Annotated in this window: 19 protein-coding genes; 15 read left to right on the forward strand and 4 right to left on the reverse strand. The window is 54.8% G+C overall.

What is annotated here, in order from left to right; translation table 11 throughout:
* Positions 1 to 21: 21 nt before the first annotated feature.
* A complete protein-coding gene (locus FZF21_RS04855; RefSeq protein WP_003859052.1) occupies positions 22 to 600 on the reverse strand; it encodes a lipoprotein in 579 nt (192 codons plus the stop codon).
* A 303-nt stretch (positions 601 to 903) separates the two neighbouring features.
* On the opposite strand from FZF21_RS04855, the gene bolA reads away from it, so the two are divergent.
* The 9 genes from bolA (at position 904) to FZF21_RS04900 (ending at position 11,268) form a co-directional block, all read left to right on the forward strand.
* Positions 904 to 1,221 carry a transcriptional regulator BolA gene (bolA, locus tag FZF21_RS04860; RefSeq protein ID WP_003859051.1) on the forward strand — a complete coding sequence of 106 codons (318 nt, stop codon included), beginning with the start codon at positions 904 to 906 and terminating at the stop codon, positions 1,219 to 1,221.
* A 331-nt stretch (positions 1,222 to 1,552) separates the two neighbouring features.
* Positions 1,553 to 2,851, forward strand: coding sequence for a trigger factor (tig, locus tag FZF21_RS04865; protein ID WP_015571277.1), 1,299 nt, complete (start codon positions 1,553 to 1,555; stop codon positions 2,849 to 2,851).
* Between the two features lie 260 nt (positions 2,852 to 3,111).
* The gene (gene clpP / locus FZF21_RS04870) at positions 3,112 to 3,735 is read left to right on the forward strand and encodes an ATP-dependent Clp endopeptidase proteolytic subunit ClpP (RefSeq protein ID WP_006809880.1); all 624 of its coding nucleotides are present in this window, start codon (positions 3,112 to 3,114) and stop codon (positions 3,733 to 3,735) included.
* A gap of 127 nt (positions 3,736 to 3,862) precedes the next feature.
* On the forward strand, positions 3,863 to 5,137 hold the full coding sequence (gene clpX / locus FZF21_RS04875) for an ATP-dependent protease ATP-binding subunit ClpX (RefSeq protein WP_015571275.1): 1,275 nt from the start codon (positions 3,863 to 3,865) through the stop codon (positions 5,135 to 5,137).
* Between the two features lie 184 nt (positions 5,138 to 5,321).
* Entirely contained in the window at positions 5,322 to 7,676 is a 2,355-nt protein-coding gene (gene lon / locus FZF21_RS04880; RefSeq protein WP_014882775.1) for an endopeptidase La, read from the forward strand.
* Between the two features lie 210 nt (positions 7,677 to 7,886).
* Entirely contained in the window at positions 7,887 to 8,159 is a 273-nt protein-coding gene (hupB, locus tag FZF21_RS04885; RefSeq protein ID WP_002444653.1) for a nucleoid-associated protein HU-beta, read from the forward strand.
* Positions 8,160 to 8,371: 212 nt separating this feature from the next.
* Positions 8,372 to 10,243 carry a peptidylprolyl isomerase gene (gene ppiD / locus FZF21_RS04890; RefSeq protein ID WP_149121059.1) on the forward strand — a complete coding sequence of 624 codons (1,872 nt, stop codon included), beginning with the start codon at positions 8,372 to 8,374 and terminating at the stop codon, positions 10,241 to 10,243.
* 148 nt (positions 10,244 to 10,391) lie between these two features.
* The gene (locus FZF21_RS04895; protein WP_017383193.1) at positions 10,392 to 10,772 is read left to right on the forward strand and encodes a helix-hairpin-helix domain-containing protein; all 381 of its coding nucleotides are present in this window, start codon (positions 10,392 to 10,394) and stop codon (positions 10,770 to 10,772) included.
* A gap of 97 nt (positions 10,773 to 10,869) precedes the next feature.
* Positions 10,870 to 11,268 (forward strand): YbgC/FadM family acyl-CoA thioesterase, encoded by a 399-nt coding sequence (locus FZF21_RS04900; RefSeq protein WP_017694410.1) that lies wholly within the window; start codon positions 10,870 to 10,872, stop codon positions 11,266 to 11,268.
* A 62-nt stretch (positions 11,269 to 11,330) separates the two neighbouring features.
* On the opposite strand, the gene queC is transcribed toward FZF21_RS04900, so the two are convergent.
* Together queC and FZF21_RS04910 are read right to left on the reverse strand one after the other, a co-directional pair.
* Positions 11,331 to 12,026: a 7-cyano-7-deazaguanine synthase QueC gene (gene queC / locus FZF21_RS04905; RefSeq protein WP_015571271.1), complete on the reverse strand. Its 696-nt coding sequence runs from the start codon at positions 12,024 to 12,026 to the stop codon at positions 11,331 to 11,333.
* A 66-nt stretch (positions 12,027 to 12,092) separates the two neighbouring features.
* Positions 12,093 to 13,793 (reverse strand): SgrR family transcriptional regulator, encoded by a 1,701-nt coding sequence (locus tag FZF21_RS04910; protein ID WP_149121058.1) that lies wholly within the window; start codon positions 13,791 to 13,793, stop codon positions 12,093 to 12,095.
* 101 nt (positions 13,794 to 13,894) lie between these two features.
* Between FZF21_RS04910 and cof the strand changes: the two genes are divergently transcribed.
* Complete coding sequence (gene cof, locus FZF21_RS04915) at positions 13,895 to 14,713, forward strand: HMP-PP phosphatase (RefSeq protein ID WP_047738034.1); 819 nt, start codon at positions 13,895 to 13,897, stop codon at positions 14,711 to 14,713.
* A gap of 41 nt (positions 14,714 to 14,754) precedes the next feature.
* Here cof and FZF21_RS04920 read toward each other — a convergent pair whose 3' ends face one another.
* Positions 14,755 to 15,801: a PLP-dependent cysteine synthase family protein gene (locus FZF21_RS04920; RefSeq protein ID WP_017383196.1), complete on the reverse strand. Its 1,047-nt coding sequence runs from the start codon at positions 15,799 to 15,801 to the stop codon at positions 14,755 to 14,757.
* 115 nt (positions 15,802 to 15,916) lie between these two features.
* On the opposite strand from FZF21_RS04920, the gene FZF21_RS04925 reads away from it, so the two are divergent.
* From FZF21_RS04925 to amtB, 5 genes are all read left to right on the forward strand, one after another.
* The gene (locus tag FZF21_RS04925; protein ID WP_015571267.1) at positions 15,917 to 16,375 is read left to right on the forward strand and encodes an Lrp/AsnC family transcriptional regulator; all 459 of its coding nucleotides are present in this window, start codon (positions 15,917 to 15,919) and stop codon (positions 16,373 to 16,375) included.
* A 30-nt stretch (positions 16,376 to 16,405) separates the two neighbouring features.
* A complete protein-coding gene (locus tag FZF21_RS04930) occupies positions 16,406 to 18,160 on the forward strand; it encodes a SmdA family multidrug ABC transporter permease/ATP-binding protein (RefSeq protein WP_017383197.1) in 1,755 nt (584 codons plus the stop codon).
* Positions 18,153 to 19,934, forward strand: coding sequence for a SmdB family multidrug efflux ABC transporter permease/ATP-binding protein (locus tag FZF21_RS04935; RefSeq protein ID WP_047738032.1), 1,782 nt, complete (start codon positions 18,153 to 18,155; stop codon positions 19,932 to 19,934). The genes FZF21_RS04930 and FZF21_RS04935 overlap by 8 nt, the downstream gene beginning before the upstream one ends.
* Positions 19,935 to 20,145: 211 nt before the next feature.
* Entirely contained in the window at positions 20,146 to 20,484 is a 339-nt protein-coding gene (glnK, locus tag FZF21_RS04940) for a P-II family nitrogen regulator (protein ID WP_006809867.1), read from the forward strand.
* A 35-nt stretch (positions 20,485 to 20,519) separates the two neighbouring features.
* Positions 20,520 to 21,806 (forward strand): ammonium transporter AmtB, encoded by a 1,287-nt coding sequence (gene amtB / locus FZF21_RS04945; RefSeq protein ID WP_015571265.1) that lies wholly within the window; start codon positions 20,520 to 20,522, stop codon positions 21,804 to 21,806.
* Positions 21,807 to 21,884: the final 78 nt, after the last annotated feature.

Raw genomic sequence — 21,884 nt, forward strand, 5'->3', positions numbered from 1 at the left:
GCACCGGGTCAGTCAGCAGGATTAACGGGCGTTCTGCTTGATGAAGTCGTGAATGCTGGTGTCCTGTGCCATGTCGGCAATGGTGTCAGTCAGCACACTGTTAACCGCGTCAGCGATATTTTTGTTGGAGGCCTGGAATGCGCCTTCAACGGAATAGCTTGCACGGTAGTTTTTGTTCATTTTATTGCCGTTCTTCGCGGTAGCAATGATGGCGATATCGGCTTTGGTCGCAATGTTGTAGCGAACGTTACCCTGGGAGACGTCAGCGTACAGATTGTTCACGATGATTTGCAGATCAACCGCGCCGCTTGGGCCAATCATGTATCCACGGGAGGTCATCTGTTTTTCCAGCACTTCCTGCAACAGGAAGCGCAGGTCGCGGGAGGCGGTCAGCGTGACCTGCTGGTTGTCGCGAGTCACTTTCGCCAGCGCCTGGTCCTGACGCTGATCGGCGCCATTAATGCTGACTGTGACGCCCATCAGGCTTGGATCCTGCTGAGGCAGGGTAATTTTTGGTGAAACGTCAATGGTCGTCGGCGGAGTCGCGCAGCCGGCGAGCATAAAGAGTGCTACCAACGGAAAGAAGAGTTTTTTTAACATTTTCGGGTTCTCAACGAATCGTAAGCAAAGAGAGAAAAATTGCCGCCATCATAACATCGCTAACGGCCAGGGGAAGTGGTCAACGCATGTAAATTCATCGCCTTGTCCGAAAACTGACCACCTTTCCGCTTTTCTCTGCCTGTAAGTGACAAAACGTATGAACCTCATAGTGAACTTCATTCGTTTGGATGAGAAAATCAGACGAAAGCTAAATATTTGTTGTCAAGGTGTAATGGAACCGGTAAAAGCGGCTAATATTTAAAGGGATGGGTGACACCTTAGCGTTGTCGGAGGAGTGATTTCATGATGATACGTGAACAGATAGAAGAAAAATTAAGGGCAGCGTTCAACCCTGTGTTTCTCGAAGTTGTCGACGAAAGCTATCGTCATAACGTGCCGGCAGGTTCTGAAAGCCACTTTAAAGTGGTTCTGGTCAGCGATCGCTTCACGGGAGAACGTTTCCTGAACCGACACCGCTTGATCTACAGCACCTTGACGGAAGAACTCTCCACAACCGTACATGCGCTGGCGCTGCATACCTACACCATTAAGGAATGGGAAGGGCTACAGGATACGGTATTCGCATCACCGCCTTGTCGGGGTGCAGGCACCATCGCCTGATAAATCGGATTTGCAACCGCCGGAGTTTTTCCAGTATGTTGCTTACAGATTTCGTCAAAACGGCCTTCAGGCCGTTTTGTTTTGTCTGAGTTTTGAGCGGATGGCGCGTTTTTAAGGCTAAAAATAGCCTTAAAGTGTGAAAAAAGCCGCAGCAACATGCTCCAACCGTTCTCGACTCACCTAAGTGATGCCGCTATAATGCCGCGTCTTATTGAATGTCTTCGGGATGATTCTGGCGACAGGGAATGTGAATCTGCACATAAGAGAGCATCCCGGTATAACAGACAGATTCAGAGTTGACCGAGCACTGTGATTTTTTTGAGGTAACAAGATGCAAGTTTCAGTTGAAACCACTCAAGGCCTTGGCCGCCGTGTAACGATTACTATCGCTGCTGACAGCATCGAAACTGCTGTGAAAAGCGAGCTGGTCAACGTAGCAAAAAAAGTACGTATTGACGGCTTCCGCAAGGGCAAAGTACCAATGAATGTTGTTGCTCAGCGTTATGGCGCTTCCGTGCGTCAGGATGTGCTGGGTGAACTGATGAGCCGCAACTTTATCGACGCGATCATCAAAGAAAAAATCAATCCAGCCGGCGCGCCGAACTACGTTCCAGGTGAATACAAGCAGGGCGAAGACTTCACCTACTCCGTAGAGTTCGAAGTGTACCCGGAAGTTGAGCTGAAAGGTCTGGAATCTATCGAAGTTGAAAAACCGATCGTTTCCGTGACTGACGAAGACGTTGACGGCATGCTGGATACCCTGCGCAAGCAGCAGGCGAACTGGAAAGAGAAAGAAGGCGCTGTTGACGCGGAAGACCGCGTAACCATCGACTTCACCGGTTCTGTAGACGGCGAAGAGTTCGAAGGCGGTAAAGCGTCTGACTTCGTACTGGCGATGGGCCAGGGTCGTATGATCCCAGGCTTCGAAGACGGTATCAAAGGCCACAAAGCGGGCGAAGAGTTCACCATCGACGTGACCTTCCCTGAAGAATACCACGCTGAAAACCTGAAAGGTAAAGCAGCGAAGTTCGTTATCAACCTGAAGAAAGTGGAAGAGCGCGAACTGCCAGAACTGACTGAAGAATTCATCAAGCGTTTCGGCGTGGAAGATGGTTCTGTTGCGGGCCTGCGTACCGAAGTGCGTAAAAACATGGAGCGCGAGCTGAACGGCGCTGTACGTAACCGCGTGAAGTCTCAGGCGATTGAAGGTCTGGTGAAAGCGAACGACATCGACGTTCCTGCTGCCCTGATCGACAGCGAAATCGACGTTCTGCGCCGTCAGGCTGCACAGCGCTTCGGTGGCAACCAGCAGCAAGCGATGGAACTGCCACGCGAGCTGTTCGAAGAGCAAGCGAAACGTCGCGTTGTTGTCGGCCTGCTGCTGGGCGAAGTGATTCGTACCCACGAACTGAAAGCAGACGAAGAGCGTGTGAAAGGCCTGATCGAAGAGATGGCTTCTGCATACGAAGATCCATCAGAAGTGATCGAGTTCTACGGTAAGAACAAAGAGCTGATGGACAACATGCGCAACGTCGCACTGGAAGAGCAGGCTGTTGAAGCGGTACTGGCGAAAGCGAAAGTGACCGAAAAAGAGACCTCTTTCACCGAACTGATGAACCAGCAGGCGTAATTTCGCCCCGACGGTTTAAAGTTTGAACAAAAAACCCGTTGCCCTCCGGCGACGGGTTTTTTTTATCACAGCTTTAGTCCTGGAAGGGTGCTAAAACGCCCTTTCAGTGTTAGCGTTACAACAAAACGTTGTTATGCTTGAAATAGGGCATGACGACCCCCATTAGTATGTAATCACGATGATTGAGACTGGCTGATAATCCGTCCATAAGGTTACAATCAGTACAGCAGGTGTTTTCAATTTTGAACCAGGAGACGGAAATGTCATACAGTGGCGAACGAGATAACTTTGCACCCCATATGGCGCTGGTGCCAATGGTTATTGAACAGACCTCACGCGGTGAGCGTTCTTTCGATATCTATTCCCGTCTGCTCAAGGAACGCGTTATCTTTCTGACCGGCCAGGTGGAAGACCATATGGCTAACCTGATCGTGGCGCAGATGCTGTTCCTGGAAGCGGAAAACCCGGAAAAAGACATTTACCTGTACATCAACTCGCCAGGCGGTGTGATTACGGCGGGCATGTCAATTTATGACACCATGCAATTCATCAAGCCGGATGTCAGTACCATCTGTATGGGGCAGGCGGCATCCATGGGTGCTTTCCTGTTAACCGCAGGGGCGAAAGGTAAGCGTTTCTGCCTGCCTAACTCCCGCGTGATGATTCACCAGCCGCTGGGTGGTTACCAGGGCCAGGCGACGGATATTGAAATCCACGCCCGAGAAATTCTGAAAGTAAAAGCGCGCATGAATGAACTTATGGCGCAGCATACGGGTCAACCTCTCGAGCAGATCGAGCGCGATACCGAGCGCGATCGCTTCCTCTCTGCACCAGAGGCAGTTGAGTACGGCTTAGTCGACTCCATTTTGACCCATCGTAATTGATGCCCGCGACGCGAGTGTGCCGCTATACTAAGGTAGGGCGGAACGTTGCCTGTAAGCAGCTTGCGTCTGAGAATGGCATTTGCGTCGTCATGTGCGGCACATAGAACTTAAAAAGAGGTTTGGACTCATGACAGATAAACGCAAAGATGGTTCGGGCAAACTGCTGTACTGCTCTTTTTGCGGCAAAAGCCAGCATGAAGTGCGTAAACTGATTGCCGGGCCGTCCGTGTATATCTGCGACGAATGCGTCGATTTATGTAACGACATCATTCGCGAAGAGATTAAAGAAGTCGCGCCGCACCGTGAGCGCAGCGCGTTACCAACGCCACACGAGATTCGCCACCACCTGGACGACTATGTCATTGGTCAGGAGCAGGCGAAAAAAGTGCTGGCGGTGGCGGTATACAACCACTACAAACGTCTGCGTAACGGCGATACCAGCAATGGCGTAGAGCTGGGCAAAAGTAACATTCTGCTGATCGGGCCTACGGGTTCTGGTAAAACCCTGCTGGCGGAAACGCTGGCGCGCCTGCTGGATGTTCCGTTCACCATGGCGGATGCCACCACCCTGACCGAAGCCGGTTATGTGGGTGAAGACGTTGAAAATATTATCCAGAAGCTGCTCCAGAAGTGCGATTACGACGTACAGAAAGCCCAGCGCGGGATCGTCTATATCGATGAGATCGACAAAATCTCCCGTAAATCAGACAACCCGTCGATCACCCGTGACGTCTCGGGCGAGGGCGTGCAGCAGGCGCTGCTGAAGCTGATTGAAGGTACGGTTGCGGCTGTTCCACCGCAGGGTGGACGTAAACATCCGCAGCAGGAATTCTTGCAGGTTGATACCTCCAAGATCCTGTTTATCTGTGGTGGTGCGTTTGCAGGCCTGGATAAAGTGATCTCTCACCGTGTGGAAACCGGCTCCGGCATTGGTTTTGGCGCAACGGTGAAAGCCACGTCTGAAAAACCAAACGAAGGCCAGCTGCTGGCGCAGGTTGAACCGGAAGATCTGATCAAATTCGGTTTGATTCCGGAATTTATCGGCCGTCTGCCGGTTGTGGCGACCCTGAACGAACTGAGCGAAGACGCGCTGATTCAAATCCTGAAAGAGCCGAAAAACGCGCTGACCAAGCAGTATCAGGCGCTGTTTAATCTGGAAGGCGTTGAGCTGGAATTCCGTGACGAAGCACTGGACGCGATTGCCAAGAAAGCGATGGCGCGTAAAACCGGTGCCCGTGGCCTGCGTTCTATCGTAGAAGCAGCATTGCTCGACACGATGTACGATCTTCCTTCTATGGAAGACGTTGAAAAAGTCGTGATCGACGAGTCCGTCATTGGTGGCCAGTCCAAGCCGTTACTGATTTACGGTAAACCGGAAGCGCAGCAGGCATCTGGCGAATAATTCACCATTTCATACAATCAGTTAATCAAAAAGGGGGGATTTTATCTCCCCTTTACTTTTTCCGTATTCATGGCGTTGAATGTATGGGAAACATCCCCATATACTGGATTACATGTTAATGGTTGTGTGAAGCACAGTTACATGACCAGTTTACCTGGCGGACACTAAACTAAGAGAGAGCTCTATGAATCCTGAGCGTTCTGAACGCATTGAAATCCCCGTATTGCCGTTGCGCGATGTGGTGGTTTATCCGCACATGGTCATACCCTTATTTGTAGGGCGGGAAAAATCTATCCGTTGCCTCGAAGCCGCCATGGATCATGATAAAAAAATCATGTTGGTCGCGCAGAAGGAAGCATCAACGGATGAGCCGGGTGTAAACGATCTTTTCACCGTCGGGACCGTGGCCTCTATTTTGCAGATGCTGAAGCTGCCAGACGGCACCGTGAAGGTGCTGGTGGAAGGCTTACAGCGTGCGCGTATTACCACTCTGTCAGACGATGGCGAGCACTTCTCTGCGAAGGCAGAGTACCTTGATTCACCGGAACTTGATGAGCGCGAACAGGAAGTGCTGGTACGCACCGCGATCAGCCAGTTCGAAGGCTACATCAAGCTGAATAAGAAAATCCCACCTGAAGTGCTGACGTCGCTGAACAGCATCGACGATCCTGCACGTCTGGCGGATACCATCGCTGCCCATATGCCGCTGAAGCTTGCCGACAAACAGTCCGTGCTGGAAATGTCCGACGTTAACGAACGTCTGGAATACCTGATGGCGATGATGGAGTCTGAGATCGATCTGCTCCAGGTTGAGAAGCGCATTCGCAACCGCGTCAAAAAGCAGATGGAAAAATCGCAGCGTGAGTACTATCTGAACGAGCAAATGAAAGCCATTCAGAAAGAGCTCGGCGAGATGGACGATGCGCCGGATGAAAACGAAGCGCTGAAGCGTAAGATCGACGCGGCGAAGATGCCGAAAGAGGCGAAAGAGAAAGCCGAAGCTGAGTTGCAGAAGCTGAAAATGATGTCTCCGATGTCGGCAGAGGCGACCGTCGTGCGCGGCTATATTGAGTGGATGGTGCAGGTTCCGTGGAATGCCCGCAGCAAGGTCAAAAAAGACCTGCGTCAGGCGCAGGAAATCCTCGATACCGACCACTACGGCCTGGAACGCGTGAAAGACCGCATTCTTGAGTACCTCGCGGTACAGAGCCGTGTGAACAAAATCAAAGGTCCAATTCTGTGCCTGGTAGGGCCTCCAGGCGTGGGTAAAACCTCTCTGGGCCAGTCCATCGCCAAAGCGACCGGACGTAAGTATATCCGTATGGCGCTGGGCGGCGTACGCGATGAAGCGGAAATCCGCGGCCATCGTCGCACCTATATCGGTTCCATGCCGGGCAAGCTGATCCAGAAGATGGCGAAAGTGGGGGTTAAAAACCCGCTGTTCCTGCTCGATGAGATCGACAAAATGTCTTCGGACATGCGTGGCGATCCGGCGTCGGCGCTGCTGGAAGTGCTTGATCCAGAACAGAACGTGGCGTTCAGCGATCACTACCTGGAAGTGGACTACGACCTGAGCGATGTGATGTTCGTGGCGACCTCCAACTCCATGAACATTCCGGCCCCGCTGCTGGACCGTATGGAAGTGATCCGTCTCTCCGGTTATACCGAAGATGAGAAGCTGAACATTGCTAAGCAGCACCTGCTGCCGAAACAGATTGAGCGTAACGCGCTGAAAGCCAACGAGCTGACCGTCGAGGACAGCGCGATTATTGGCATCATTCGCTATTACACCCGTGAAGCGGGCGTGCGTAGCCTCGAGCGTGAGATCTCTAAGCTGTGCCGTAAGGCGGTGAAACAGCTGCTGCTGGATAAGAGCCTGAAGCACATTGTGATTAACGGCGACAATCTGCATGCTTACCTTGGCGTTCAGCGCTTCGACTACGGTCGTGCGGACAACGAAAACCGCGTTGGTCAGGTGACCGGTCTGGCATGGACGGAAGTGGGCGGCGATCTGCTGACCATCGAAACCGCCTGTGTCCCGGGCAAAGGCAAGCTGACCTACACCGGTTCACTGGGTGAAGTGATGCAGGAGTCCATCCAGGCGGCGCTGACCGTGGTGCGCGCGCGTGCGGAAAAACTGGGTATCAACCCGGATTTCTACGAAAAACGCGACATTCACGTTCACGTTCCGGAAGGGGCGACGCCGAAAGATGGCCCAAGCGCGGGTATTGCCATGTGTACGGCGCTGGTTTCCTGCCTGACAGGGAACCCGGTTCGTGCTGATGTGGCCATGACCGGTGAAATTACGCTGCGTGGTCAGGTACTGCCTATCGGCGGGTTAAAAGAAAAACTGCTGGCGGCACACCGCGGTGGGATCAAAACCGTATTGATCCCTTACGAAAATAAACGCGATCTGGAAGAGATTCCGGACAACGTTATTGCCGATTTGCAGATCCATCCGGTGAAACGCATTGAGGAAGTTCTGACTCTCGCACTGCAAAATGAACCGTCCGGAATGCAGGTTGTAACCGCAAAATAGTGACCTCGCGCAAAGAGCGCCAATAAAAACAAGGCTGGTAAGTCATTTCGTACTTGCCAGCCTTTTTTTGTATAGCTAATTTAGATTGCTGATTGGGTTAGCCATCAACAACGGGTGTTGTAAGGTCATAGCAGGACTGATATAACTGCTGCGCGGTCGCGCTGTGAAGGATTCAGGTGCGATATAAATTATAAAGAGAGGAAGAGAACAGTGAATAAATCTCAACTGATTGACAAAATTGCTGCGGGTGCTGATATTTCTAAAGCTGCAGCGGGACGTGCTTTAGATGCTTTAATTGCTTCTGTTACTGAATCTCTGCAAGCTGGGGACGACGTTGCACTGGTAGGCTTCGGTACTTTTGCGGTTAAAGAGCGTGCAGCCCGTACTGGCCGCAACCCTCAGACCGGTAAAGAGATCACCATTGCTGCCGCTAAAGTGCCGGGTTTCCGTGCAGGTAAAGCGCTGAAAGACGCAGTAAACTGATTGCTTTCCCGCTCCAGGGAAGCTGAAAAGTACAAGGGCGCATCGTTTGATGTGCCTTTTTTGTTTGTCCAGACCTGATTTGTGCGAGTTTATGCGAGTTGTGGGCTGACAATTGCCCTGTTTTCTTGTCACAATACGCCTTTACGCGCGACGGTCAGGATTTTCCGTCAGCGTCAGGTAACCAGTCACCTACAGCGGAGTGTTGTTACACCATGATGGACAGCTTACGCACGGCTGCTAACAGTCTCGTGCTCAAGATTATTTTCGGTATCATTATCGTGTCGTTCATATTGACCGGTGTGAGTAGTTACCTCATCGGCGGTGGCGCGAACTACGCCGCAAAAGTGAATGGCCAGGAAATTAGCCGTGGGCAGTTCGAGAACGCTTTTGCTGGTGAACGTAACCGCATGCAGCAGCAACTGGGCGACCAATACTCTGAACTTGCAGCCAACGAAGGCTATATGAAAAACCTGCGTCAGCAGACGCTGAACCGCCTTATCGACGAAGCGCTGCTGGATCAGTACGCGAAAAGCCTGGGTCTGGGCATCAGCGATGAGCAGGTTAAAAAAGCCATCTTCTCGACGCAGGCTTTCCAGTCTAACGGGAAGTTCGACAACGCGCGTTACAACAGCATTGTTAACCAGATGGGTATTACGGCTGACCAGTACGCTCAGGCGCTGCGTAACCAGTTGACCACGCAACAGCTGATCAACGCGGTGGTGGGCACCGATTTCATGCTGAAAGGCGAAACTGAAGAGCTGGCGGCACTGGTGGCGCAGCAACGCGTGGTGCGTGAAGCGACGATTGATGTCAACGCACTGGCAGCGAAACAGCAGGTTAGCGACGCTGAAGTTAATGCTTACTACGAGCAAAACAAGAACAACTTCATCTCTCCGGAACAGTTCCGCGTAAGCTATATCAAGCTGGATGCAGCTGCGATGCAGGAAAACGCGACTGACGCCGAGATCCAGTCTTATTACGACCAGCATCAGGATCAGTTCACTCAGCCGCAGCGTAACCGTTACAGCGTGATCCAGACCAAAACGGAAGCAGAAGCGAAAGCCGTGCTGGACGAGCTGAACAAAGGCGCTGATTTCGCCACCTTAGCGAAAGCAAAATCCACCGACATTATTTCTGCCAAAAACGGCGGTGATATGGGCTGGCTGGAAGAGTCCACTACCCCGGACGAGCTGAAAAATGCAGGCCTGAAAGAGAAAGGCCAACTGTCTGGTGTAATCAAATCCTCCGTTGGTTTCCTGGTGGCGCGTCTGGACGATGTTGTGGCGGCGAAAACCAAGCCGCTGGCTGACGTTCGTGATGATATCGCTGCGAAAGTGAAGCAGGAGAAAGCGCTGGACGCCTTCTATGCTCTGCAACAGAAAGTGAGCGATGCCGCAAGCAACGACAATGAATCACTGGCGGGTGCTGAGCAGGCTGCTGGCGTTAAAGCGGTTGAGACGGGCTGGTTCAGCCACGAAAACCTGCCGGAAGAACTGAACTTCAAACCAGTTTCAGATGCCATTTTCAATGGTGGTCTGGTCGGTGAGAACGGTACGCCGGGCAGCAACTCAGACATCATTACCGTTGACGGTGACCGTGCGTTCGTACTGCGCGTCAGCGAGCACAAAGCCGAGGCAGTGAAGCCCCTGGCGGAAGTGAAAGATCAGGTGGTGGCGCTGGTCAAACACAACAAAGCGGCACAGCAGGCAAAACTGGATGCAGAGAAAATTCTGGCCGATCTGAAAGCCGGTAAGAACGATGCGCTGAAAGCGGCTGGCCTGAGCTTTGGCGAAGCAAAAACGCTGAGCCGTACCGGTCAGGATCCTGTCAGCCAGGCGGCGTTTGGCCTGAGCCTGCCGGCGAAAGACAAACCTGTCTTTGGCACCACGACCGATATGCAGGGTAACGTGGTGCTTCTGGCGCTGGATGAAGTAAAAGCCGGTACGCTGCCAGACGCGCAGAAGAAGGCCATGGTTCAGGGAATTACCCAGAACAATGCCCAGATTGCTTTCGAAGCGATGATGAGCAACCTGCGTAAAGAAGCCAAAATCAAACTGGGTGATGTGGTCACTCAGGAGCAATAATTACGTATCTGCTCGCAGATTTTCGTAACGCTCTGCAAAAACTAAAGGCCGCTTTCGCGGCCTTTTCCATTTCTGCAATCTGTTGTTTGTCCCTGTTTTCCCGTGCGGTTATTGTGGCGTGGCTGTCAACAAACAAGGAGAAAACAGCATGAAATGTGGAATCAAAGCACTGTTAATTACACTGGCTATTGCCACTTCCGGGATGAGTGCGGGCGCGCTGGCGGCGTCCCCCTCGGTTAAAGCGCAGGCTGCACAAAACCAGGCCGATGCAACGTCACAAGGTCATGTTAAAGCCAACGCGACGGCCAGCACGAAAGCCATTGAGGACGAGGGTACGCGGGTCAGTATCAATACTGCCTCTGCGGACGATCTTGCCCGCGTTATGAATGGTGTGGGTCTAAAAAAAGCGCAGGCCATCGTCAGCTATCGTGAAGAGTATGGCCCTTTCAAAACCCTTGACGATCTCAAGCAGGTGCCGGGTATGGGCAGCGCGCTGGTTGAGCGCAATCTCGCACACCTGACGCTGTAATCGCGTAATCACTTGCACTGCGGCAAAAATTTGCCAGGATAAAGAGGTCATACCAGTTATGACCTCTGAACCTATAACAACGAAAGGCTATTGCGCTATGCAGACACAAATCAAAGTCCGTGGTTATCACCTCGATGTTTACCAGCACGTCAATAACGCCCGCTACCTTGAATTTCTTGAAGAGGCGCGCTGGGACGGCCTGGAGAACAGCGAAAGCTTCCAGTGGCTGACCGCACACAACATCGCGTTTGTGGTCGTCAATATCAACATTAACTACCGCCGCCCGGCTGTGCTGGGGGATGTGCTCACCGTGACCAGTGAGGTCCAACAACTGAATGGCAAAAGTGGTGTATTGAGCCAGGTCGTTACGCTGGAGCCAGAAGGGCAGGTGGTGGCCGATGCGCTGATCACCTTTGTCTGTATCGATCTCAAAACCCAGAAAGCGTTGCCGCTGGAAGGGGAGTTGCGCGAAAAGCTGGAGCTGATGATCGCGTAAGAAATGTTCAGGAATAACTGTGCTGTCGACACTTACCGTTCGACAGCACGGTCAGGTAGCCCTTATTTCAGCCCGGTCTTTTTCTGCATCGCGGCCATCACGCCCGCTTTATCCGCAAAATAATGATTCAGACCGTTCGCGCGCAGGTTACAGGCGGCACACTGCCCGCAGCCGTCCCCTTTAATGCCGTTGTAGCAGGTCAGGGTCTCGTTGCGAACAACATCCAGCTTGCCCCAGTAGTCGGCCAGGGCCCAGGTTTCAGCCTTATCCAGCCACATCAGCGGCGTTTCGAAGCGGGTCTCTTTTGCCATTCCCAGATCGACAGCGTGATTGAGTGCTTTCACGAATTCATCCCGGCAGTCCGGGTAGCCAGAGAAGTCGGTCTCACATACGCCCGTGATCACCGCTTCGGCTTTCACCTGGTAGGCATAGATCGCCGTCAGGGTCAGGAAGAGAATGTTGCGGCCCGGTACGAAGGTGTTCGGAATGCCGCTGGCATCCGGTTCGTAATCAGGCACCGGAATGCTGTCGCGGGTGAGGCTGCTGACGGCAAGTTCATTTAACAGCGTCACGTCCAGCACTTTATGAGCGCGGGCGCCCAGTTTGAGGGCCAGTTCACGAGCGACATCGATTTCAGCGCGATGACGCTGACCATAATCAAAAGTGACGCAGTGCACTTCATCATACTGGTGAAGCGCCTGAATCAGGCAGGTGGTGGAATCTTGTCCTCCGCTGAACACGACGACGGCACGTTTCATAGATCATCTCGACAGTTACAGTAAAAGCGTCATGTTAACGCCTGGCTAAAGCGGCGACCAGCTTCTTCACGCGTTTGGGGGAGGAAGCCAGGCTTCGGTGAAGTCAAACCAGCCGCGAGTGTTAAGGCGTATGCCGTTGACGCCCGGAGGCGCGCTGATTTGATACTGGTAGTTAAAGAGCGGCGTCAAGACGGCTGTCTCCATTAACCGGCTGAAGATAGCCTGAAGTCCTGCGTGTCGGTCACGTTCGTCGGCCTGCGTCTGCACCGCATCCAGCGTGGCCTGCAAATGGGCGTATGCCGGTGCGCTCAGCAGATGCGGCCAGAGCGCATCGCAGCAGAGCCACTGCTCAAGCGTGTACGCTGGCGCTTCGCCAATCAGTCTGTCTCCCATCATGATGTCTGCATCGGCAAGCTGCTGGCACCCGTCCCACGTTTTGGCGTCGTGAAAGATGACGGTCAGTTCACAACCCTGCCGCGCAAGGTATGCTTTTAACTGGCTGGCCATGGTGTGAAGCTCAACCGGCAGGTGGTAGACGAGCGTCAATGCCTCTGGCAGCGCAACGTCGGTTAAATCAGGCCATTGGGGGATCGCCCAGCCGGGAAGCAGTTCCTCGGTAGGGGTGATGAGCCCTTCGTTCAGGGGAAGCGTGTGCAGCAGCGTTGAGAGATGAATGATATTAATCAGCCGCTTTGCCTGAAGTTCGCTCAGACGTGGGCTCTGTTTCAGCGTGAGGTAGCAGAAACCCAGACTGGTGCTGTTACTCACCAGCCGCAGGCTGGCCAGCTCGTCGGCCTCGCCAATGGCGATTTGCACCGGGTGGCGACAGCTGGTGCCCAGACTGTAGTCAAAAAGCTGGGGCGTGATCCAGTACTCGATAGCCTTAAGCAACGGATGGCCAAGGTGATACTGCTCGTGGCTTTCCAGACGCACCAGTTCAGGCTCAAAAACGCTCAGTCGAAAGGGACCGCTGCCCACCACGGGGTAATCGGGATGCGCCAGACGGCTACAGTAGGTTGCCAGCCTGTGCGCCAGCCAGTAGTCAGGTTGATGGAGAATAAACGTCAGGCACTGCGGATGCGTGGTTTCGATACGTAAGACGCTGCGGAAAAGCGTGCCCATGCCGGGCTGCGATAACAGCGCCGCCAGGCTTTTCCGGAGCTGTGCCGTCTCTATTTTATCGCCGTTATGCCAGTGCAGGGTGGAGCGAATGTAGAAATGCCAGCGCAGGCCGTCAGCGGAGATTTCCCAGTGATGCGCCAGATCGCCCGTGGGTTCACTGCTGGTACCATTAAAACGCGTCAAACCAGAGAATACCTGTCCCGCCAGATGCTGCTCCGCCCGGCCAGGGAGAAACCCCGGCTGAAGCGGCTCCAGCGAGCGATAGTAGGGAATACGCAGCGTCGGCGTATCGTTCTGCCACTGCCCGCCCATAAACGGATGCAGCAGCGATCGCAAATCTTCAGGCGCGAGCTGGGCCAGCTCCAGCGCGTTGTGCTGCTGTCCACTTTTCAGGGCCTCTTCCATCATCGTATTACGCAACGAGTCCGGGGTGACGTGAAAGCGTAATTCCCCACGCTTACCTCGTCCGGAGCGGGCGTGCCAGCTTAGCCAGCCCGCCTCCTGCGCCTGGCGCAGCAGGGTGCGAACATGTCGCTCGCTGCAAAAGCAGCGGCTGGCAAGTTCACTGATGGTAACCTGCTGCGGTGCGCCGGCGGAAGGGTGCCACAGACGCTGATACTGGTTAAGACGATTAAGCTGGCGCATGAAAAACCCGGAACAATAATTATCATCTATTCACTATTACTTCCGTATATCTCACGTAATACTGATGCACAAGTTAACCGCATCACATTTCGGGAGTAATTATGGCTCGGCTCGCTGCATTTGATATGGACGGCACGCTGTTAATGCCGGATCACCGTTTAGGGGAGAAAACCCTGAACACACTTAAGCGCCTGCGCGAGCGTGAAGTCACCCTGACGTTTGCCACTGGTCGTCATGTTCTCGAGATGCGCCATCTGCTGGGAACATTTGCCCTCGATGCGTTCCTGATCACCGGCAACGGGACGCGCATTCACTCCGTCGACGGCAATATGCTGCACCGTCAGGATCTGAATCCGGAAGTGGCGGACATTGTCCTGCACAGCACCTGGGATACGCAGGCCAGCGTGCATGTTTTTAATGATGAAGGCTGGTTTACCGGGCGTGCGATCCCGGCCTTGCTGCACGCTCACGTTTACAGCGGCTTTAAATATCAGCTTATCGATTTGCGCCGCATTCCGGCACACAAGGTGACCAAGATCTGCTTCTGTGGCGATCACGACGATCTCTGCCGCCTGCGTATTCAGCTTAACGAGGCGCTGGGCGACCGGGCGCACCTGACCTTCTCGGCGGTGGACTGCCTTGAAGTGCTGCCGGTGGGCTGTAACAAAGGATCTGCGCTGGCGGTGCTGAGCGATCATCTGGGGCTGACGATGCAGGACTGTATGGCCTTTGGTGACGCCATGAACGACCACGAGATGCTGAGCAGCGTGGGTCGTGGACTGATTATGGGGAACGCGATGCCGCAACTTATTGCCGCGCTCCCGCATTTACCGGTTATCGGACACTGTCGTAACGAAGCGGTGTCCCATTTTTTGACGCATTGGCTGGACAAAAATAACCTCCCATATTCCCCCGAATAGTGAGACCCTTCCAGCAAGCCAGGCTTTAGCCTGGCTTTTTTTTATTTCACCAGCTGCGAAATCTGCGCTTTCCACGGTTCTACATCGCCAATAGTTGCCTGCACCCATTCTGCGTTGTAATAGGTGTCCAGGTAGCGCTCCCCGCTGTCACACAGCAGCGTGACGACAGAGCCGGTACGGCCTTCTTCGCGCATCCTCGCGGCCAGCTGTAGCGCGCCCCACATATTGGTGCCGGTGGAAGCCCCGACTTTACGGCCAAGCTGTGTCTCCAGCCAGTGCGCCGTCGCGACGCTGGCGGCGTCCGGCACGCGGAGCATCTCATCCACAACGTCCGGAATGAACGAGGGTTCGACGCGCGGGCGACCAATCCCTTCGATCTTGCTCCCCACGGGGCTGCGCAGGCTGGCATCGCGGGATTGCCAGTAATCGAGGAACACCGAGTTTTGCGGGTCAACCACCATCAGCTGCGTATCATAACCCTGACAGCGGATATAACGTCCGATGGTGGCGGAGGTTCCGCCCGTGCCCGCGCTCATGACAATGTAAGAGGGAACAGGATGCGGCTCGTGGGTCATCTGGCGGAAAATGCTGTCCGCAATGTTATTATTGCCGCGCCAGTCGGTGGCGCGCTCGGCGAAGGTAAACTGGTCCATATAGTGACCATTCAGTTCGCGGGCCAGCATTTCGGAGGCCGCATAGATTTCGCAGGCGCTTTCCACAAAGTGGCAGCGTCCGCCGTAAAATTCGATCTGTTCGACTTTACGTTTCGCCGTGCAGGAGGGCATCACGGCGATAAACGGGAGGCCCAGCAGGCGGGCAAAGTAGGCTTCGGAGACGGCAGTTGATCCGGACGACGATTCAATAATCGTGGTGCCTTCTTTAATCCAGCCGTTACATAAACCGTATAAAAAGAGTGAACGCGCCAGGCGATGCTTCAGGCTGCCGGTAGGATGGGTGCTTTCATCCTTCAGGTAAAGCTGAATGCCGGGAAATCCAGGCAGAGGCAGGCGGATCAAGTGGGTGTCTGCCGAGCGCTGATAGTCGGCATTTATTTCGCTGATGGCATGTTTAACCCAGGTGCTATTCATCGTAGTTATCCGTTTGTCATTTTGTGCCCAGCATAGCGAAAAGCACAGAAAAAATTGTTGCTATCTGACCTTTAAAATAGAATGTAAGGAGAATAATTTTCTCTTCGAGGTGGCTATGTTAGATAAAATTGATCGTAAGCTGCTTTCTTTGCTGCAAAGCGACTGCACCCTCTCTTTGCAGGCGCTGGCAGATGCCGTTAATCTGACCACCACACCGTGCTGGAAGCGCCTCAAGAAGCTGGAAGATGATGGCATTCTGCTGGGACGCGTGGCGTTGCTGGATCCCGAAAAACTGGGGCTTGGACTGACCGCCTTCGTCCTGATAAAAACGCAGCATCACAGTAGCGAATGGTACTGCCGCTTCGTCACCCAGGTTTCCGACATGCCCGAAGTGCTCGGCTTTTGGCGCATGGCGGGGGAATACGACTATCTGATGCGCGTTCAGGTGGCAGACATGAAGCGCTACGATGATTTCTACAAGCGGCTGGTCAATAGCGTACCAGGCTTGTCCGATGTCACCTCCAGTTTCGCCATGGAACAGATTAAATACACCACAGCGTTACCCATTGAATAACTTCTTAAAATACCTTCAGGAAAAGACCGCGTGCGATTATTTGCCCAATTAAGCTGGTACTTTCGTCGGGAGTGGCAACGCTACCTCGGCGCGGTGGCCCTGCTTATTATCATTGCCATTCTGCAACTGATCCCGCCCAAAGTGGTGGGTTACGTCGTGGATGGCGTTACGGAACAACATTACACCGCCGCACGGGTGATGATGTGGGGCGGTACGCTGGTGCTGACGGCCGTGGTGGTTTACCTGCTGCGTTATGTCTGGCGCGTGCTGCTGTTCGGCGCGTCCTATCAGCTTGCCGTTGAGCTGCGTGAGGACTTTTACCGCCAGCTGAGCCGCCAGCACCCTGAGTTTTATCTGCGTCACCGTACCGGGGATCTCATCGCCCGCGCCACTAACGATGTAGACCGCGTGGTGTTTGCCGCCGGTGAAGGGGTGCTAACGCTGGTGGATTCCCTGGTGATGGGCTGTGCGGTACTGATTGTGATGTCTACGCAAATTAGCTGGGAGCTCACGCTGCTGGCGCTGCTGCCGATGCCGCTGATGGCGCTGGCAATTAACCGCTACGGCGAGCAGCTCCATGAACGCTTTAAGCTGGCGCAGGCGGCGTTCTCGTCGCTGAACGATCGCACCCAGGAGAGCATGACCAGCATCCGCATGATTAAAGCGTTTGGTCTGGAAGACCGCCAGTCCGCGCTGTTTGCCGCCGACGCCGCCGATACCGGCGCGAAAAACATGCGCGTGGCGCGTATTGATGCCCGTTTCGATCCGACAATTTATATTGCGATTGGCATGGCGAACCTGCTGGCAGTGGGCGGCGGCAGCTGGATGGTTGTGCAAGGCACGATGACCCTCGGGCAGTTAACCAGCTTTGCGATGTACCTTGGGCTGATGATCTGGCCGATGCTGGCGCTGGCCTGGATGTTTAATATCGTTGAACGCGGGAGCGCCGCTTACAGCCGTATCCGCGCCATGCTGGCGGAAGTGCCGGTCGTGAACGATGGCAGCGAGCCGGTGCCGGAAGGTCCGGGTATTCTCAAGGCTGATATCCGCGCCTTTATCTACCCGCAAACGGAACATCCGGTGCTTGAGAACGTCAGTTTCACGCTGCGTCCTGGTCAGATGCTGGGCATCTGTGGCCCGACGGGTTCCGGTAAAAGCACCATTCTGTCACTGATTCAGCGCCATTTTGACGTGAGCGAAGGCGATATCCGTTTCCACGACGTCCCTCTGCCACGTCTGCTGCTGGATGACTGGCGCAGCCGCCTGGCGGTCGTCAGCCAGACGCCGTTTTTGTTTTCAGACACCATTGCCAACAATATCGCGCTCGGGTGTCCGACGGCGACACAGGACCAGATCGAGCACGTGGCGCGTCTGGCCAGCGTCCACGAGGATATTCTGCGCCTGCCGCAGGGCTACGACACGGAAGTGGGTGAGCGGGGCGTTATGCTCTCCGGCGGACAAAAACAGCGTATCTCTATTGCCCGCGCGCTGCTGCTGGACGCTGAGATCCTGATACTGGATGATGCGCTGTCCGCGGTTGACGGACGTACTGAACATCAAATTTTGCATAACCTTCGCCAGTGGGGAGAGGGGCGCACGGTCATCATCAGCGCGCACCGTCTGTCGGCCCTTACCGAAGCCAGTGAAATTCTGGTGCTTCAGCACGGGCATATTGCTCAGCGTGGTCAGCATGAGCAGCTTGCCGGGCAGACCGGATGGTATCGGGATATGTACCGCTATCAACAGCTTGAAGCCGCGCTGGATGAGGAGGTCGCCGATGCGTAAGTTTGGACAGATGTGGCCGACGTTAAAACGGCTGCTGGCCTATGGCTCACCGTGGCGCAAACCGCTTTCCATCGCCGTGCTGTTGCTGTGGATCGCCGCGATTGCGGAGGTGACCGGTCCGCTGCTTATCAGCTATTTCATCGACAATATGGTGGCGAAAAACTATCTGCCGCTGGGGCTGGTGGCGGGGCTGGGCGTGGCGTATGTCGGCCTACAGCTGACGGCGGCGGGGCTGCACTATGCGCAGTCGCTGCTGTTTAACCGGGCTGCCGTGGGCGTGGTCCAGCAGCTACGCACGGATGTGATGGATGCCGCGCTGCGCCAGCCGCTGAGCGAGTTTGATACCCAGCCGGTCGGACAGGTTATTTCGCGCGTCACCAATGACACCGAGGTGATCCGCGACCTCTATGTAACCGTTGTCGCAACGGTTCTGCGCAGTGCCGCGTTAATTGGCGCGATGCTGGTGGCGATGTTCAGCCTGGACTGGCGTATGGCGCTGGTGGCGATCGCTATTTTCCCGGCGGTGCTGATTGTGATGGTAATTTACCAGCGCTACAGCACGCCGATTGTTCGTCGCGTGCGCGCTTACCTCGCAGATATCAATGATGGCTTCAACGAAGTGATCAACGGCATGAGCGTTATCCAGCAGTTTCGCCAGCAGGCGCGTTTTGGCGAGCGAATGGGAGAAGCCAGCCGCTCGCATTATATGGCGCGGATGCAGACGTTACGGCTGGATGGCTTCCTGTTACGCCCGCTGCTGAGCCTCTTCTCTGCGCTGGTGCTGTGCGGGCTGTTGATGCTGTTTGGCCTGACGACGCGCGGAACCATCGAGGTGGGGGTACTGTACGCATTTATCAGTTACCTTGGACGCCTTAACGAACCGCTGATTGAACTCACCACGCAGCAATCGATGCTGCAACAGGCAGTGGTCGCGGGCGAACGTGTATTCGAGCTGATGGACAGGCCGCGTCAGACCTATGGCGATGACGAACGCCCGCTGGAAAGTGGATCCATAGCGTTTGATCATGTCTCGTTTGCCTACCGCGACGACCAGCTTGTCTTGCAGGATATCAACCTCGAGGTACCGTCGCGCGGTTTTGTCGCCCTGGTTGGGCATACCGGTAGCGGCAAAAGCACGCTCGCCAGTTTGCTGATGGGCTACTATCCGTTGACGCAAGGGGAGATCCGTCTGGACGGACGGCCGCTTGCCGCGCTTAGCCACAACGCGTTACGTAAGGGCGTCGCGATGGTGCAGCAGGATCCGGTGGTACTGGCGGATACCTTTTATGCCAACGTGACGCTGGGACGACCTTTCACGCCTGAGCAGGTATGGGAGGTGCTGGAAACGGTACAGCTTGCGGATCTGGCGCGCGGGTTAAGCGAGGGGATCCATACCCGGCTGGGTGAGCAGGGCAATAATCTCTCGGTCGGGCAAAAGCAACTTCTTGCGCTGGCGCGCGTGCTGATTGAGACGCCACAGGTGTTAATTCTGGATGAAGCGACCGCAAGCATTGACTCCGGTACCGAGCAGGCGATCCAGCAGGCGCTGGCTGCCGTGCGGGATCGCACTACGCTGGTGGTAATCGCCCACCGCCTCTCAACCATCGTCGATGCCGATACCATTCTGGTGCTGCACCGTGGCCAGGCCATTGAACGGGGGACGCACAGAGCGCTGCTTGAGGCAAAAGGACGCTACTGGCAGATGTATCAGTTGCAGCTGGCAGGCGACGAACTGGCCGCCAGCGCGCGCGAGGAAGAGTCACTCAGCGCCTGATGCACCATAACAAGGCAATGCGCTAACAGACTTAACCGTTGGTGCAAAACTGAAACGCACCCTGCACTGCCATGGTGCGTTTTTTTTCGCCTCTTCCCGGCGCATCCGCGCCGCGGCGCTTTCCTCCTCACCTTTCACTTCTGGCACACCCTTTGCAATATCCCTTTCGTGTTAGCTGCGGCCATTACCGAATTCTGACTGGAGGGGATATATGAAGCTGGTTACGGTGGTAATCAAACCATTCAAACTCGAAGACGTGCGTGAAGCGCTGTCTTCCATGGGTATTCAGGGACTGACTGTCACCGAAGTGAAAGGCTTTGGGCGTCAGAAAGGTCATGCCGAGCTTTATCGCGGGGCGGAATACAGCGTTAACTTCCTGCCAAAAGTGAAGATTGATGTGGCGATTGCCGACGATCAGCTTGATGAGGTGATTGATGTCGTCAGCAAAGCAGCCTACACCGGAAAAATTGGCGACGGCAAAATTTTCGTTGCCGAACTACAGCGCGTCATTCGCATCCGTACCGGCGAATCTGACGAAGCGGCGTTGTAAGTAACTCCTGGCACACAGTGATAGGGATCGAGAAAATGAAGAAAGCAACAATGAAAACAGGTCTGGGTTCGCTGGCACTGCTGCCGGGCCTGGCAATGGCTGCACCTGCTGTGGCAGACAAAGCCGATAACGCCTTTATGATGATTTGCACCGCGCTGGTGCTGTTCATGACGATTCCGGGGATCGCGCTGTTTTACGGCGGCCTGATCCGCGGCAAGAACGTACTCTCCATGCTGACGCAGGTTGCCGTCACGTTCGCGCTGGTGTGTGTGCTGTGGGTGGTTTACGGTTACTCGCTGGCCTTCGGGGAGGGCAACGCCTTCTTCGGCAACGTTAACTGGGCGATGCTGAAAAATATCGAACTGACCGCGGTGATGGGCAGTTTTTATCAGTATATTCATGTCGCGTTCCAGGGCTCATTCGCCTGCATCACCGTGGGGCTGATTGTGGGCGCGCTGGCTGAGCGTATCCGCTTCTCTGCGGTACTGATTTTCGTGGTGGTCTGGCTGACGCTCTCCTATATCCCGATTGCGCATATGGTCTGGGGAGGTGGTCTGTTGGCTTCCCATGGCGCGCTGGACTTTGCGGGCGGTACCGTTGTGCACATCAACGCCGCGGTAGCAGGTCTGGTAGGCGCATACCTGATTGGTAAGCGCGTGGGCTTCGGGAAGGAAGCATTTAAGCCGCACAATCTGCCGATGGTCTTTACCGGCACCGCCATCCTCTATTTTGGCTGGTTCGGCTTCAACGCAGGTTCAGCCAGCGCCGCTAACGAAATCGCCGCGCTGGCCTTCGTGAATACCGTTGTGGCAACCGCCGGCGCTATCCTCTCATGGGTATTTGGCGAGTGGGCCGTTCGCGGCAAGCCATCGCTGCTGGGTGCCTGTTCCGGGGCGATTGCCGGTCTGGTAGGTATTACGCCAGCGTGCGGTTACGTGGGCGTGGGCGGTGCGCTGCTGATCGGTATCGTCGCAGGACTGGCGGGGCTGTGGGGCGTTACCGCACTGAAACGTGTTCTGCGCGTTGACGATCCGTGTGATGTATTCGGCGTACACGGTGTGTGCGGCATCGTCGGCTGTATCATGACCGGTATCTTTGCTGCCCAATCTCTGGGCGGAGTAGGTTACGCAGAAGGCGTGACCATGATGCATCAGGTGCTGGTACAGCTGGAAAGCATCGCGATCACCGTTGTCTGGTCCGGTGTTGTGGCCTTTATCGGTTACAAGCTGGCTGATATGACCGTTGGGCTGCGCGTGCCGGAAGAGCAGGAGCGCGAAGGCCTGGACGTCAACAGCCACGGCGAGAATGCGTACAACGCATAGTTTGAGTGCTTTTGCCGGGCGGCGGCTTCGCCTTACCCGGCCTGAAAAAGCACAATTCGCAGGCCCGGTGAGCGCAGC

The organism is Enterobacter sp. LU1 (genome assembly GCF_008271405.2).
Taxonomy (GTDB): Bacteria; Pseudomonadota; Gammaproteobacteria; order Enterobacterales; family Enterobacteriaceae; genus Enterobacter; species Enterobacter hormaechei_C.